The 15,124-nt window shown below is 70.2% G+C and carries 10 protein-coding genes; 7 read left to right on the top strand and 3 right to left on the bottom strand.

The window, feature by feature from the left end; all coding sequences use genetic code 11:
* The first annotated feature begins 151 nt into the window (after positions 1-151).
* The 6 genes from gcl to ACFY5A_RS03575 all read left to right on the top strand — a co-directional run bounded on the left by gcl (position 152) and on the right by ACFY5A_RS03575 (position 9,575).
* Positions 152-1,939 (top strand): glyoxylate carboligase, encoded by a 1,788-nt coding sequence (gcl, locus tag ACFY5A_RS03600; RefSeq protein WP_387231847.1) that lies wholly within the window; start codon positions 152-154, stop codon positions 1,937-1,939.
* A 9-nt stretch (positions 1,940-1,948) separates the two neighbouring features.
* Positions 1,949-3,064 carry a glycerate kinase gene (locus ACFY5A_RS03595; RefSeq protein ID WP_387231845.1) on the top strand — a complete coding sequence of 372 codons (1,116 nt, stop codon included), beginning with the start codon at positions 1,949-1,951 and terminating at the stop codon, positions 3,062-3,064.
* Between the two features lie 129 nt (positions 3,065-3,193).
* Positions 3,194-4,726: an NCS1 family nucleobase:cation symporter-1 gene (locus ACFY5A_RS03590; protein ID WP_387231843.1), complete on the top strand. Its 1,533-nt coding sequence runs from the start codon at positions 3,194-3,196 to the stop codon at positions 4,724-4,726.
* 16 nt (positions 4,727-4,742) lie between these two features.
* Positions 4,743-5,468: an aspartate/glutamate racemase family protein gene (locus ACFY5A_RS03585; RefSeq protein WP_341941069.1), complete on the top strand. Its 726-nt coding sequence runs from the start codon at positions 4,743-4,745 to the stop codon at positions 5,466-5,468.
* Between the two features lie 60 nt (positions 5,469-5,528).
* Positions 5,529-6,923 carry an allantoinase AllB gene (allB, locus tag ACFY5A_RS03580; RefSeq protein ID WP_223585693.1) on the top strand — a complete coding sequence of 465 codons (1,395 nt, stop codon included), beginning with the start codon at positions 5,529-5,531 and terminating at the stop codon, positions 6,921-6,923.
* Positions 6,924-7,361: 438 nt separating this feature from the next.
* The gene (locus tag ACFY5A_RS03575) at positions 7,362-9,575 is read left to right on the top strand and encodes an AAA family ATPase (protein WP_341941070.1); all 2,214 of its coding nucleotides are present in this window, start codon (positions 7,362-7,364) and stop codon (positions 9,573-9,575) included.
* A 121-nt stretch (positions 9,576-9,696) separates the two neighbouring features.
* Here the strand turns inward: ACFY5A_RS03575 and ACFY5A_RS03570 are convergent, their stop codons facing one another.
* Positions 9,697-10,722 (bottom strand): alpha/beta hydrolase family protein, encoded by a 1,026-nt coding sequence (locus tag ACFY5A_RS03570; protein ID WP_387231841.1) that lies wholly within the window; start codon positions 10,720-10,722, stop codon positions 9,697-9,699.
* A complete protein-coding gene (locus tag ACFY5A_RS03565; RefSeq protein ID WP_387231839.1) occupies positions 10,719-12,140 on the bottom strand; it encodes a M28 family peptidase in 1,422 nt (473 codons plus the stop codon). Before ACFY5A_RS03565 ends, ACFY5A_RS03570 begins: the two co-directional genes overlap by 4 nt.
* A gap of 87 nt (positions 12,141-12,227) precedes the next feature.
* Here ACFY5A_RS03565 and ACFY5A_RS03560 point away from each other — a divergent pair, with 87 nt between their 5' ends.
* On the top strand, positions 12,228-13,205 hold the full coding sequence (locus ACFY5A_RS03560) for an AsnC family transcriptional regulator (RefSeq protein ID WP_181155947.1): 978 nt from the start codon (positions 12,228-12,230) through the stop codon (positions 13,203-13,205).
* Between the two features lie 531 nt (positions 13,206-13,736).
* On the opposite strand, the gene ACFY5A_RS03555 is transcribed toward ACFY5A_RS03560, so the two are convergent.
* Positions 13,737-15,062: an MFS transporter gene (locus ACFY5A_RS03555; protein ID WP_387231836.1), complete on the bottom strand. Its 1,326-nt coding sequence runs from the start codon at positions 15,060-15,062 to the stop codon at positions 13,737-13,739.
* Positions 15,063-15,124 lie beyond the last annotated feature (62 nt).

The raw sequence follows: 15,124 nt of genomic DNA, 5'->3' as shown, positions 1-15,124 counted from the left end.
GACCTTCTACCCGGTCGTTGAGCGAGCGGAGCGAGACGAAACGCCTCATCCGGCGTTCGACGTCAGAACAAGGCGTTTCGTCTCGTCGCTTCGCTCCTCGCTCAACGACCGGTGGCGGACGCTCGACGACCGAAATGAAAAGGACACTCTCATGACCCGCATGCGCGCAGTGGACGCCATCGTCCAGATCCTCGTGAAGGAGGGCGCCACCGAGGCGTTCGGCCTGCCAGGCGCCGCCATCAACCCCCTCTACTCGGCGATGCGCCAGAACGGCGGCATCCGTCACACCCTCGCCCGCCACGTCGAAGGCGCCTCGCACATGGCCGACGGCTACAGCCGCACCGGCGACGGCCGCATCGGCATCTGCATCGGCACGTCGGGCCCCGCGGGCACCGACATGATCACCGGCCTGTACGCCGCGATCGCCGACAGCATCCCGATGCTCTGCATCACCGGACAGGCTCCGGTCGCGAAGCTCGACAAGGAGGACTTCCAGGCCGTCGACATCGCGTCGATCGCGAAGCCGGTGACGAAGTTCGCCAAGACCGTGCTCGAGGCGGGGCAGATCCCCGGTGCCTTCCAGACCGCGTTCCAGGTCATGCGCTCCGGTCGCCCCGGTCCTGCGCTGCTCGATCTGCCGTTCGACGTGCAGATGACCGAGATCGAGTTCGACATCGACACCTACGAGCCGCTGCCCGTGGCGAAGCCCGTCGCGACCCGCGCGCAGGCCGAGAAGGTGCTCGACATGCTCATCGCGGCGACGCACCCCGCGATCATCGCGGGCGGCGGCATCGTGAACTCCGGGGCCTCCGCGAAGCTCGTCGAGCTGGCCGAGACCCTGGGCGTGCCCGTGTTCCCGACCCTGATGGGCTGGGGTGCGATCGGCGACGACCACCCGCTCGCCGGGGGCCTCGTCGGCATTCAGACCTCGCAGCGCTACGGCAACGCGAGCTTCCTCGAGAGCGACTTCGTGCTCGGCATCGGCAACCGCTGGGCCAACCGCCACACCGGCGGCCTCGACACGTACCGCACGGGCCGCACGTTCGTGCACGTCGACATCGAGCCCACCCAGATCGGCCGCGTGTTCGCGCCCGACTACGGGGTGGTGTCCGACGCCGGCGCGTTCATCGACGCGCTGCTCGAGGCCGCGCGCGACCGCGTCGCCGAGCTGCCCGACTACAACGGCTGGGCTCAGGAGTGCCGCGACCGCAAGGCGCGTCTGCAGCGCAAGACGAACTTCGACGACGTGCCCATGAAGCCGCACCGCGTGTACCAGGAGATGCTCTCGGCCTTCGGCCACGACACCACCTACGTCACCACGATCGGCCTGTCGCAGATCGCGGGCGCGCAGCTGCTGCACGTCTACGGCCCCCGCCAGTGGATCAACGCCGGCCAGGCCGGACCCCTCGGCTGGACCCTGCCCGCAGCGCTGGGCGTCGTCCGCGGCAAGCCGGAGCAGCCCGTCGTCGCGCTGAGCGGCGACTACGACTTCCAATTCATGATCGAGGAGCTCGCCGTGGGCGCGCAGCACAAGCTGCCCTACATCCACGTCGTGGTGAACAACAGCTACCTCGGTCTGATCCGCCAGTCGCAGCGTCCGTTCGAGATGGACTACGAGGTCTCGCTGGCCTTCGACAACATCAACACGCCGCAGGACTCCTCCAGCATCGCCACGGGCTACGGCGTCGACCACGTCAAGGTCGCCGAGGGACTGGGCTGCAAGGCGCTCCGCGTCGAGCGCCCTGAGGACCTCGCCGCGGGCTTCGCCGAGGCCGAGCGCCTGCGGGACGAGTTCCAGGTGCCGGTGGTCGTCGAGGTCATCCTCGAGCGCGTCACCAACATCGCGATGGGCGCCGACCTCGACACCATGAACGAGTTCGAGGACCTCGCGACGTCGCCCGCCGACGCCCCCGAGGCCGTCTACGCCCTGCTGGACTGAGAGCGGTCCATGCGCATCCTGATCGCCTCCGACAAGTTCAAGGGCTCCGCCACCGGGGCCGAGGTCGCGGCGTCGCTCGCCGACGGCATCCGGACGCTGATCCCGGATGCCGTCGTCGAGGCGGTTCCCGTCGCCGACGGCGGCGAGGGCACGGTCGATGCGGCGATCGCGAGCGGGTTCGACCCCGTGACCGCGACGGTGACGGGCCCCGTCGGGCAGTCCGTCACCGCGCGGTTCGCGGTGCGGGGCTCCGAGGCGATCATCGAGATGGCGGCCGCGAGCGGGCTCGACCTGCTGCCGAACGGCGAGAAGGCCCCGCTGACGGCGACCAGCCGCGGCACGGGCGAGCTGATCGCCGCGGCACTCGACCACGGGTGCACGACGATCGTGCTCGGCGTCGGCGGAAGTGCGAACACCGACGGCGGCGCCGGGATGCTGCAGGCGCTGGGCGTCTCCCTCCGGACGGAGGATCGTCCGGTGCGGGCCGGCGGCGCCGCGCTCGTCGAACTCGTCTCTGCTGATGTGTCGGGGCTCGATCCGCGGCTCGCCGAGGCGGAGATCGTGCTGGCGAGCGACGTCGACAATCCGCTCCTCGGGGACCGGGGGGCGGCCGCCGTGTTCGCGCCGCAGAAGGGGGCGAGCGCCGACGACGTCGCCGCCCTCGAGGCGGGCCTCGCACGATTCGCCGCCCTCCTCGAGCAGCAGCCGGGGGTGCGGCCCTCGGCATCCGACCCCGGCGCCGGCGCCGCTGGGGGCGTCGGGTATGCGGCTCTGGCGGTGCTCGGCGCACGCCGCGAACCCGGCATCGACGTCGTGCAGCGGCTCACCGGACTCGCCGATCGCATCGTCGGCGCCGACCTCGTCATCACGGGCGAGGGCAGTCTCGATGATCAGAGCCTCGGCGGCAAGACGCCCCTCGGGGTGGCCGCCGCCGCGCGTGCGGCGGGGGTGCCCGTCGTGGCCGTGTGCGGGCGGTCGACGCTGTCGGCGCAGGAGGCGACGGATGCCGGATTCCACCGTGTGCACGCGCTGAGCGCGCTCGAACCGGACCCTGCCACGAGCATCGCGAACGCGAAGACGCTGCTTGTCGAGGTCGGCGCCCTCATCGCTCGCGATCTCCTCTGATTCTGGTATGCCAAAGCATTGACACGACATCACCGCGTGTGGTGAAATTTCTTTAGTTGAAAACTAGATTCCATATTACGGAATTACCCTGCAACATCTCTTACCTGACGGAGCGGTCAAGGAAAGGCAATGATGTCCACCGAAGAGTTCGTCCACATCCCGAGCAGAGCGTCAGAGGGCCTCGACGAGGCGCCCTCCATCACCATCGCCGTGCAGGCCGGCATCAGCCCCCGCCTGTACAACACCGACCTCGCGCCCACGACCCGCGAAGGTCGCCACTGGAGCGCCTACAGCATCTTCACCCTGTGGGCCAATGACGTCCACAGCCTCGGCAACTACGCGTTCGCGATCGGCCTGTTCGCCCTCGGCCTCAGCGGCGGCGCGATCCTCGGCGCACTCGCCTTCGGAGCGCTGTTCCTGTTCCTGCTGCTCACCCTCTCCGGGTTCATGGGGGAGAAGACGGGCGTCCCGTTCCCCGTCATGAGCCGCATCGCCTTCGGCGTCCACGGTGCGCAGATCCCCGGCCTGCTCCGCGGCGTCGTCGCGATCGCGTGGTTCGGCATCCAGACCTTCCTCGCCTCGCAGGTGCTCCAGGTCGTCATCCTCGCGATCGCCCCCGGCGCGGCATCCCTCCAGGAGGGGTCCTTCCTCGGGCTCTCCGCCCTCGGCTGGATCACCTTCGTCGTGCTGTGGATCGTGCAGGTCATCATCGTCAGCTACGGCATGGAGATGATCCGCAAGTACGAGGCCTGGGCCGGCCCCATCATCCTCGCCACCTTCGTCGCCCTCGCCGTATGGGTGCTCGTGCAGAGCGGCTTCCAGATCAACTGGGCCCCGCACGGCACCGCAGAGGGCGGGGAGCTGTGGCTCAAGATGCTCGGCGCCGCCTCCCTCTGGGTCTCGATCTACGGCACCTTCGTGCTGAACTTCTGCGACTTCACCCGCGGCGCGAAGTCACGCAAGGCGATCATCAAGGGCAACTTCTGGGGCATCCCGATCAACATGCTGTTCTTCGGCGTGATCGTCGTCGTCCTCGCCGGCGGCACCTTCCAGATCGACGGCACCGTCATCACCTCCCCGGCCGACGTCGTCGCCGCGATCCCGAACACGTTCCTCCTCGTGCTCGCCTCGCTCGCACTGATCGCACTGACGGTCGCCGTGAACCTCATGGCCAACTTCGTCGCCCCGACCTACGCCTTCACGAACCTGCTGCCCAAGCACCTGAACTTCCGCAAGGCGGCGATCCTCTCCGCGGTGATCGGGCTCGTCATCACGCCCTGGAACCTGTACAACTCGCCGATCGTCATCAACGTGTTCCTCGGCGGCCTCGGCGCCCTGCTCGGCCCGCTGTTCGGCATCATCATGGTCGACTACTGGCTGATCAAGAAGCAGCAGATCAACGTGCCGGCGCTGTACTCGACGTCGCCGGTGTCGGAGTACGCGTACTCCCGCGGATTCAACCCCCGCGCGATCATCGCCCTCGTGGTGGCCGGTGGCATCTCGCTGCTGCTCACCTTCCTCCCGGTCTTCGAGTCGGTGCGCGAGTTCTCCTGGTTCTTCGCCGCGGGGCTCGCGGCCATCGTCTACGGTGTGATCGCCGACCGTCGCGGCCCGTTCCACGACGTCGACGCGGGCGACATCGCCGTCACCCCGACCCACTGACCCAGGGAGAACGATCATGCGCATCCTCGTCGCGAACGTGAACACCACCCAGACGATGACCGACGGCATCGCCGAGGCCGCGAGAGCGGTCGCATCCCCCGGCACCGAGATCATCGGGCTCACCCCCGACTTCGGCGCCGAATCGTGCGAGGGCAACTTCGAGAGCTACCTCGCCGCGATCGCCGTGATGGACAAGATCGTCCGGTACGACGGCGAGTACGACGCGGTCATCCAGGCGGGCTACGGCGAGCACGGGCGCGAGGGGCTCCAGGAGCTGCTCACGGTCCCGGTCGTCGACATCACCGAGGCCGCGGCATCCACCGCCATGTACCTGGGGCGCTCGTACTCCGTCGTCACGACGCTCGACCGTGCGGTGCCGCTCATCGAGGACCGTCTGATCCTCGCGGGGCTCCATGACCGCTGCGCCTCCGTCCGGTCCTCCGGCCTCGGCGTGCTCGAGCTCGAGTCCGACCCCGAGCGCGCGATCGAGGCCATCGCCGCCGAGGCGCAGAAAGCGGTCGAGATCGACCGTGCCGAGGTGATCGTGCTCGGCTGCGGCGGCATGGCCGAGCTCAAGGACCGCGTCGTCGAGCTGTGCGGCGTGCCCGTCGTCGACGGCGTGCAGGCCGCGGTGGCCGTGGCCGAGGGGCTCGTGCGTCTCGGTCTCACGACCTCGAAGGTGCGCACGTACGCCCCGCCGCGCCCCAAGCGCATCACCGGCTTCGGACCCGCCGCGCGCTGAAGCGCGCACAATCGATACAACGGACATCGTCGGCACCGCAGCCGGCAGAAGGGAAGCGACATGTCGCAGGAGAACGAGCACCAGGATGCCGGAGCGGTGTCGCTCGACCCGACGGGGGAGCACTACGACCTGGTGATCCGCGGGCAGCGGGTGCTCACCTCGGCGGGTGTCCGTCCCCGTGAGGTCGGCATCCGCCACGGCGTGATCGTCGCGATGCAGCCCCTGGGCAACAACCTCGACGGCGCCGAGATCATCGAGCTCGCCGACGATGAGACCCTCATCCCTGGCCTCGTCGACACCCACGTGCACGTGAACGAGCCCGGCAGGACCGAGTGGGAGGGCTTCGCCTCCGCCACGCGCGCCGCCGCCGCCGGCGGGGTCACGACCATCGTCGACATGCCGCTGAACAGCATCCCGCCGACCATCAGCGTCGAGGCGCTGAACATCAAGCGCGAGGCCGCGAAGGGGCAGACCCACGTCGACGTGGGCTTCTGGGGCGGCGCCGTGCCCGGCAACACCGCCGACCTCCGCCCGCTGCACGACGCCGGGGTCTTCGGATTCAAGAGCTTCCTGCTGCACTCCGGTGTGGACGAGTTCCCGCCGCTGGACGCCGACGAGCTCGAGAAGGATATGCGGGAACTCGCGACGTTCGACTCGGTCATGATCGTGCACGCCGAGGACTCCCGCGCGATCGACCGCGCGCCGCAGCCCGAGGGCGACGACTACGCGAAGTTCCTCGCGTCGCGCCCCCGCGGCGCCGAGAACCTCGCGATCGCCGAGGTCATCGAGCGTGCGCGCTGGACGGGTGGACGCGCGCACATCCTGCACCTGTCGTCGTCGGATGCGCTGCCCATGCTGCGCTCCGCCAAGAACGACGGACTCAAACTCACGGTCGAGACCTGCCCGCACTACCTCACGCTCACGGCCGAGGAGATCCCGCACGGCGCCACGCAGTTCAAGTGCTGCCCGCCGATCCGCGAGGCGGGCAACCGCGAGCAGCTGTGGCAGGGCCTGGAGGACGGCACGATCGACTTCATCGTGTCGGACCACTCGCCGTCGACCCTCGACCTCAAGGACCTCGAGAACGGCGACTTCGCCGTGGCGTGGGGCGGCGTCGCGTCGCTGCAGCTCGGCCTCTCGCTGATCTGGACCGAGGCCCGTCAGCGCGGCCTCTCGCTCGAGACGGTCGTCGCGTGGATGAGCGAGCGCCCTGCGCAGTTCGCCGGGCTCACGGGCAAGGGGCGCATCGCCCCCGGCTACGACGCCGACTTCTCGATCTTCGCGGCGGATGACGCGTACGTCGTCGACGTGAAGAAGCTGCACCACAAGAACCCGCTCACCCCGTACCACGGCAAGGCCCTCGCGGGCGTCGTGCGCAAGACCTGGCTGCACGGCGAGGTCATCGACTTCGAGACCCCGCGCGGTCGTCTGCTTCGTCGCGGGATGACCGAGTAGCGGCATCCGCTTTTCGGGGCGGGTCCGGGCGCTGCGCTCGGGCCCGCCCCTTTTCGTGTGCGGCTGCTCTGTGTGCGGGTATCTCGTGGGACGGCGCCCCTGCTCTGCGTATCGGCGTCTGGAGTTGCGTGACGGCATCCGAGATTCGGAAGGTTGCAGGGAATTCGGATGATTCCGACGCGTGCGTCCGAGGAAGGTGCCGGCATCCGAAATTCGGACGGATGCGCAGAATTCGGACGATTGAGACGAGCTCGTCCGAAAATCCTGCGATCGTCCGAAAGGAAGGGGGGGATGGGGAACCGGGGAGAGTGTGGGCGGCCCGTCGGAGGGATGCCGTGGGCATTGACGGGAGGGAGGGGAGAGGAGTAAAGTTGAGCCAACACCACTCAACTTTGATCCATGACGGATCCGCCAGAAGGAGACTCCCGAGGAGGACGAATGACCACCCCTCAGACCGAAGACCAGCAGTCCGCACTCGAGCAGTTCGGGATCAACCTCACCGACCGTGCCCGCCAGGGCAAGCTCGACCCCGTGATCGGCCGTGACAACGAGATCCGCCGTGTCAGCCAGGTGCTCACCCGCCGCACCAAGAACAACCCGGTGCTGATCGGCGAGCCCGGCGTCGGCAAGACCGCCGTGGTCGAGGGGCTCGCCCAGCGCATCGTCGCGGGCGACGTCGCCGAGTCGCTCAAGGACAAGGAGCTGGTCTCGCTCGACATCTCCGCCCTCGTGGCCGGAGCCATGTACCGCGGCCAGTTCGAAGAGCGTCTGAAGAGCGTCCTCAAGGAGATCACCGAGTCCGACGGGCGCGTCATCACCTTCATCGACGAGCTGCACGTGCTCATGGGCGCCGGCGGCGGCGAGGGATCGGTCGCGGCATCCAACATGCTCAAGCCGATGCTCGCCCGCGGCGAGCTGCGTCTCATCGGCGCGACCACGCTCAACGAGTACCGCGAGTTCATCGAGAAGGATGCCGCGCTCGAACGCCGCTTCCAGCAGGTGTACGTGGGCGAGCCGACCGTCGAGGACACGATCGCGATCCTCCGCGGACTCAAGGGCCGCTACGAGGCGCACCACGGCGTCACGATCTCCGACAGCGCCCTGGTCGCCGCCGCCGCCCTGTCGAACCGCTATCTGCCCGCGCGGCAGCTGCCGGACAAGGCGATCGACCTGATCGACGAGTCGATGTCTCGCCTCAAGATGGAGATCGACTCCTCGCCGGTCGAGATCGACCAGCTCAAGCGCCAGGTCGACCGCATGAAGCTCGAAGAGCTCGCCCTCAAGCGCGAGAAGGACGCCGCATCGAAGGAGCGCCTGAGCGCCCTGCGCGAGCAGCTCGTCGGCATGGAGAAGCAGCTCGCAGGACTCGAGGAGCGGTGGGCGCGCGAGCGGCAGGGGCTCAACCGCGTGGGCGAGCTGAAGAAGCAGCTCGACGACGCGATCACGCAGCGCGACCTCGCGATGCGCAACGCCGACTACACGAAGGCGTCGAAGCTCGAGTACGAGACGATCAAGCGCCTCGAACGCGACATCGCGGAGGCCGAGCAGGCCGAGGCCACGACCTCGACCGAGCCCCGCATGGTCAACGAGCAGGTCACCGACGAAGACATTGCCGCCGTGATCGCCGCGTGGACCGGCATCCCCGTCGGCCGCCTCATGCAGGGCGAGAGCGAGCGTCTCCTGCACCTGGAGTCCGAGCTGGGCAAGCGCCTGATCGGGCAGAAGGATGCCGTGAAGGCCGTGTCGGATGCCGTGCGCCGCTCCCGCGCGGGTATCAGCGACCCCGGTCGCCCGACCGGCTCGTTCCTGTTCCTCGGACCGACCGGTGTCGGCAAGACCGAGCTGGCGAAGGCCCTCGCGGACTTCCTGTTCGACGACGAGCACGCCATGGTGCGCATCGACATGTCGGAGTACGGCGAGAAGCACTCCGTGTCGCGGCTCGTCGGCGCACCTCCCGGATACGTCGGCTACGAGCAGGGCGGTCAGCTCACCGAGGCCGTGCGGCGTCGCCCGTACAGTGTGATCCTGCTCGACGAGGTCGAGAAGGCGCACCCCGAGGTGTTCGACGTGCTGCTGCAGGTGCTCGACGACGGGCGTCTCACCGACGGCCAGGGTCGCACGGTCGACTTCTCCAACGTCATCCTGATCCTGACCTCGAACCTCGGCTCGCCGATCCTCATCGATCCGACGCTGTCGCCCGACGACAAGCGCGAGCAGGTCATGGCGCTGGTGCGTCAGGCGTTCCGGCCCGAGTTCCTGAACCGCCTCGACGACATCGTGATGTTCTCGGCGCTGAGCGAAGACGACCTCGCCCAGATCGTCGAGCTCACGGTCGACGCGCTGCAGAAGCGGCTGCACGATCGCCGTCTCACGCTCGCGGTCACCCCGGATGCGCGGACCTGGCTCGCCGAGCGGGGCTACGACCCGGTGTTCGGTGCACGTCCTCTTCGCCGCCTCATCCAGAGCGAGGTGCAGAACAGGCTGGCGACCGCGCTGCTGTCGGGCAATGTGCACGACGGCGACACGGTGCGCGTCGACATCGCCGCCGACGGGTCGGGCCTCGTGCTCACCGCCGAGACCCCGGAGCCGCCGGCCCCTGGCGCCCCGGCATCCGACGACGACGTGATCGAGGCCGAGCTCCTCGACGACTGAGTGCCGCCCGCGGTTTGACGCGGGTGAGGGGTCAGAGAATGCCGCTGCGGGGATGCCCGTGGCGGCACTCTCTGGCCCCTCACCTTTGTGCGGCGGGGGCGTTTCGTCTCGCTGCGCTCGCTCAACGACCGGGGGCGAAGCGGTCGGCGATCCAGGCGGCGGCCTGCGAGGGGGCGTGCTGCGGATGCATCGTTCCGGAGTGGTGGGTCGGCCACCACGCGGAGGTCAGCGCCACGCCCGTCGCGCGGTACCGGCGCAGCAGGCGCGCGGTCAGGGGCGCGGGGGCGACCTCGTCGAATCGCGCGGCGTCGATCCGCACCGGCGCGCGCAGCCCCGTGAGCGACGCGACCTCGTTCGCACGGAAGCTCGCGGCGAGACGTGCGAACAGCTCGTCGCCCGCGCGTCCTCCGATGCGGCCGGGGGCGATGCCTCCCCAGGAGGTCTGAACCGCGAGCTCCGTCAGGCACAGCTCGTCGAGGTCGGGCCAGAGCTCCGCGGCGCGAGGGCTGAGGCCGTCGGAGGCGATCAGCTCCTGCATCCGCTCGTCCGTCGTCGCGGCGCCGCGGAGCATCAGGGCGATCAGCGCCGACACCACGCCCGAGCCCGCGAAGCGCGCGCCGATCCTGCGGGACAGGCCGATGCTGAGGTCCATCCGGGTGACGGGGGCGAACGCCGCCGTGCCGACCAGCCGCGCGCCCGCGACGGGCGCGACCGAGGCGTGCAGCGCGGCCACGGCGCCCTCGGAATGCCCCGCCGCCACCCACGCGTCGCCGAGGTCGGCGTCGAACGACGCGCGCGCCCGCACCATCGCGTGCATCGACTCCGCCAGGGACGCGCCGATCAGGTACGGGTGGATGCCGGGGCCGCCGATGCCCTCGTAGTCGGGGCGCAGCACGGCGATGCCCCGCGCGACGAGCATCCGGCACAGGGCGTCTCCCTGCGACATCCGCCGCCACTCCGGATGCTCGGGGCTTCCGATGCTCGGCGCCGACCGCGGCGAGCCGCCCGTCGTCATGTGCCCGTAGGCGACGACGGGTCGGCCCCCGGCGGGCGCAGGCCCGTCCGGAACGTGCAGCAGCCCGGTCTGCTCCTGCACCGAGCCGTCGATCCCCGCAGCGGGGAAGGTGACGACGCGACCAGGGTTCACCAGCGCCCCCGCGGCAGCCTCCGCCGCAGCGCCGCGGGCATGGTGCCCAGCATCCGTCCGTTCCGCCTGTCGGCGTCGTCGACGAGGTCGGCGAAGAAGCGGGCGACCGGCACCAGCTGCGCGCGATCGATGCGCTCGATCGTGTCGGCGTCGTCATAGAGGTAGAGGGGGCCGGAGATGAGGCTGATAGTCGGCACCCCCGAGACGAACGTGAACGAGGCGTCGGTGGGGATTCCGCCGGCGAAGAACTCCAGCATCCCCGCGCCCATGAGGCTCGTGCCGTGCAGGCGATGGCGTCGGATGCTGCGGGCGATCCGCCACGTGAAGGCCGGGTTCACGTTCACGAAGATACCGCGCGGCTCGGTCTCGCCCGTGCTCTCGAAGCCGCCGTCGCGGCCTTCGACGGCCCGCAGCCCGATGTGCTCGATCGTGGCGTTGAGCACGATGTTCCACGGGGAGTCCGGCGACAGGACGTAGCGTCGGGCGAACTCGCGGTGCGCCTGATACCCGGTGAAGTGTGTGTCGAACGTGACGAACAGCAGCGTCTTCTCGCGCACGACCCCGGATGCCGCGGCGGCGCCGTAGTGCTCGGCGAGCGCGATGACCTCGGCGGTGCCCGAGGCGTCTTCGACCGCACCGGGGCCGATCGAGTCGTGGTGCGACTGGATCATCACGGCATCCGACGTGCGTCCGGGGAGGACGCCGATCACGGTGCGCGACACGACCTCCTCGCGCGTGATGTCGAGGGTGAGCCGTGCCGCGGGGTGCGCGGCGAGGAGCCGCCGCAGCCGCGCCCCCTCGGCGCGTGTGACCCAGGCGCCGGGGAGCGTGAACAGCGTCCGCCGGTAGTACTCGTTGTGGTAATTGCGGGAGTCGGGGTAGTCGCGCAGCACCCCGATCACGCCCACGGCGCCCGCCGTGGCCGCGTCGGTGATCGTGCGGGCGAGGGACGTGACGTAGGGATTGCGGCTGCCGAGCACCTCGCGGCGCATCACCCGACGGCCGGGGTCGTGAAGGTACATGGTCAATGGCAGCGAGTGCGCCACCGTCATGTCGAACGTGAGGTCGAACAGCACGATCGCCCCGCGCACGTCGTGGCGCCGCACCCGGTCGGCGCCGATGTCGACCACGCGCGCGTCGATGCGGTGCTCGGCCGTACCGGTCCAGTCGTGCGCGGCGAGTCCGGAGTGCAGGATCGGCGAGCAGGCCAGATCCTCGTCGCCCACGCGGATGCTGCAGGCGTCGGCCCTCCACGAGAACGAGGGCACCTCCATCACCTGCGTCTCGAGACCCGCCCCCGCGAAGCGCTCCGAGACGTACGCGGCAGCGGACTCGCCGCCCGAGGTCCCGGTGGCGCGCGGTGCCATCGCGACGAGATCCTCGATGCTCGCCATGATCGACTCTTCGCTCATACCCATGAGGTGAGGCTAGGGAGAACGACGCGATACGGGAACAGTCATGCTGAATCCTTCACTTCTCATGGGGAGATGCTTACGATTCGTCATATGGACAGTCTCCGCGACCTCGGCGAGCTCGACCTCGCCATCGTGCATGCCCTGCAGATCGACGCCAGAGCGCCCTGGACGCGCGTCGCGGCGGCGGTGGGAGCGGATGCCGCGACCGTCGCCCGGCACTGGCAGGCCCTGCGCGAGGAGTCGCTCGCGTGGCTCACGGCCTGGCCGACGCCGGAGCGCTTCTCGTCGACCACCGATGTCGCGATGGTGCTGCTCGACCCCCGCACGAGCGCCGACGCGGTCGACGGCATCGCGCGGCTCCCGTGGGTGCTGAGCGCCGACGACACCTCGGCCGGCGTGCTCGTGCTGGTCGCGGGAGCAGGAGGCCTCGCCGTGCTCGGCGACCGTGTGCGCGCCGTCGCGGAGCGGGGGGCGCGCGTGCGACGGATGGACGTGGCCGCGGCGATCGTGGCCGAGGACTCGACGTGGCGGCTGCGCGTGCTCTCGCGACAGCAGCAGCGGGCGCTGCGGGATCCGTCGCGGCCCGACGAGGCCCGCCCGCCGAGGGCGGAGATCGTCGCGGAGGTCGCCGAGGCCCTCGACGAGGATCCGCGGATGCCGGCGGCATCCGTCGCGAAGATCCTCGGGGTCTCCGAGGCCACCGCCCGCCGCACGGTCGACAGGGCCGTCGCCGCCGGGCTGCTGCGACTCGGCTGCGACCTCGCGATGCCGGCCGCCGGGTACCGTCGGGGTGCGATCCTCTGGGCGCGTTCCGCCGACGCCGAGGGGGCCGCCGCACGAGCCGCGCGCCTGCCGGAGGCGCACCGCGTCGGCATCCTCGTCGGGCGCGCTCCGCTGTTCGTGGGGGTGCGCGCGCGATCGCTGACGAGCCTGCAGCAGATCGAACAGGCCTGGGGAGACGACATCGACGTCGTCGACCGCTGGACCGTGTTGCGCGGCATCAAGCGCAACGGCCATCTGCTCGACGCCTCCGGCCGATCGCGTGAGCGCGTGCCGCTGCGCTGGTGACGCGGAGGGGCTGTGGGGGTGCCTGGGGTGCTGGGTGCTGCGGGTGCGGCACGGGGTGCCGCGTGGGGTGCGGGTGCAGCGGGTGCCGCGCGGGGGTGCGTGCGTTCGGGAGGAGAAAGCAGGCTCGGGAGGAGAGTTCAGCCGGATTGCTCCTCCCGAGCGTGAGTTCTCCTCCCGAGCGGGTGAGCGTGCGGGTGGCTCCCCGGAGCGGCGGGAGCCTCAGGAGCCGCAGTTGCCGCGCGGGGGTGCGTGCGTTCGGGAGGAGAAAGCAGGCTCGGGAGGAGAGTTCAGCCGGATTGCTCCTCCCGAGCGTGAGAACTCCTCCCGAGCGGGTGGCGGCTTCCGGCGCGGGATGAGCGGATGCCGCGGCGCGGGATGAGCGGATGCCGCGGCGCGGGCAGGCCGTGTCGATCAGACCACAGCGCTGGTGGCACGGAGGGATGCCGCGGCGCGGGCAGGCCGTGTCGGTCAGCGTGCGGCGCGGTCGGCCTGCGGCGCAGGCAACCCCCGGCGTGGGCAACCCCGGCGCGGTCAGGCGTCGGCGCGGGCCTCGGCGCGCAGGCGGGCGTCGAGGCGATAGCGCGAGAGCGGCACCAGGCTCGCGGCGCACAGGGCCGCGGGGATCACCGACACTCCCAGCACGATCGCCCACTGCGCGGCATCCGACTGGACGATCTCGTCGCCGGTCGTGGCGACGTAGCCGCCGACGCTCAGGACGAGCCCGAGCAGCGCGGGTCCGAGGGCGTAGCCGAGCAGCTCGAACCCCGACCAGACGCCCGAGATCATGCCGATGCGGTTGGTTCCGCTACGTCTGGCGTCTTCCGCCGCGACGTCGGGGAGCATCGCGAGCGGGAAGAGTTGCGCCCCGGCGTAGCCGACGCCGACGATGCCCGAGGCGATCAACAGCGGCAGCGGCTCACCTGATCGCGCCGTGAGCAGGGCGAGGAGCCCGACGGTCATCACGACCGTGGCGACGGCGAACCCGCCCTTCTTGCCGATCCTCCGCCCGAGCAGCGACCAGACGGGGGTCAGTACGACGGCGGGGCCCACGAAGCACACGAACGCGATCGTGGCGACGCCCGGATCGTGCACGACATGCCGCGCGACGTAGACGACGCCGCCGAGCACCATGCCGATGGCGACCGCCTGCAGCACGTACGAGACGATCAGCGTGCGCGAGTCCTTCTCGCGCAGCACGATCGCGAGCTGTTCGAGCAGCCGCCCGCCGGCGACCTCATCGCGCGTCAGGGCGACGCGTCTCGTGCCCCACCACACCCCGATCGTGCCGACGAGGATCAGCACGGCCATCGCGCCGGCCATGATCCGGTACCCGGCGACGCCCCCGACTGCCTCGACGAGCAGGGGCGCCGTCGCGCCGGAGACGAGGATCGCGAGGGTGAACACGATCACCCGCCACGTGATGAGCCGCGTCCGCTCGGAGTAGTCGTCGGTGATCTCGGCCGACATCGCGAGGTACGGCACCTGGAAGAACGCGTACACGGTGGCCGTGGCGAGGAACAGCACGAGCACCCAGAGCGCGGCCGCGACCGGCGGTGCGGTCGGTCCGAAGAACATGGCGAGGAACGCGAGCGCGAGGAGGATGCCGGCGCGGAGGATGAACGGCCGACGTCGGTCGTGCGGATGCCGCGAGCGGTCGCTGATGCGCCCCGCGATCGGGTTGAGGAAGAAGTCCCACGCCTTCGGGGCGAACACGATCATCCCGGCGATCGCCGCCTCCACGCCGAGCAGGTCCGTGAGGAAGGGCATCAGGATGAGCCCCGGCACCGTGCCGTAGGTGCCGGAGGCGATCCCGCCGAGGGCGTAACCGGCTCTGGTCCGCCGCGAGAGGGCTGTCATGCAGCCGATCGTAGGACCGGTCGCTCATTCCGGTCCGTGTTCTGCCCTCGTTCCGTCATCTG

The organism is Microbacterium sp. NPDC012755, from assembly GCF_042901325.1.
Classification (GTDB): domain Bacteria; phylum Actinomycetota; class Actinomycetes; order Actinomycetales; family Microbacteriaceae; genus Microbacterium; species Microbacterium natoriense.
The sequence above is the reverse complement of the archived record's forward strand: the minus strand, read 5'-3'. Positions and strand labels throughout refer to the sequence as shown.

Coding starts and splice junctions, on each gene's coding strand:
- gcl (WP_387231847.1), top strand. CDS start 152: ATGACCCGCATGCGCGCAGTGGACGCCATCGTCCAGATCCTCGTGAAG.
- ACFY5A_RS03595 (WP_387231845.1), top strand. CDS start 1,949: ATGCGCATCCTGATCGCCTCCGACAAGTTCAAGGGCTCCGCCACCGGG.
- ACFY5A_RS03590 (WP_387231843.1), top strand. CDS start 3,194: ATGATGTCCACCGAAGAGTTCGTCCACATCCCGAGCAGAGCGTCAGAG.
- ACFY5A_RS03585 (WP_341941069.1), top strand. CDS start 4,743: ATGCGCATCCTCGTCGCGAACGTGAACACCACCCAGACGATGACCGAC.
- allB (WP_223585693.1), top strand. CDS start 5,529: ATGTCGCAGGAGAACGAGCACCAGGATGCCGGAGCGGTGTCGCTCGAC.
- ACFY5A_RS03575 (WP_341941070.1), top strand. CDS start 7,362: ATGACCACCCCTCAGACCGAAGACCAGCAGTCCGCACTCGAGCAGTTC.
- ACFY5A_RS03565 (WP_387231839.1), bottom strand. CDS start 12,140: ATGGGTATGAGCGAAGAGTCGATCATGGCGAGCATCGAGGATCTCGTC.
- ACFY5A_RS03560 (WP_181155947.1), top strand. CDS start 12,228: ATGGACAGTCTCCGCGACCTCGGCGAGCTCGACCTCGCCATCGTGCAT.
- ACFY5A_RS03555 (WP_387231836.1), bottom strand. CDS start 15,062: ATGACAGCCCTCTCGCGGCGGACCAGAGCCGGTTACGCCCTCGGCGGG.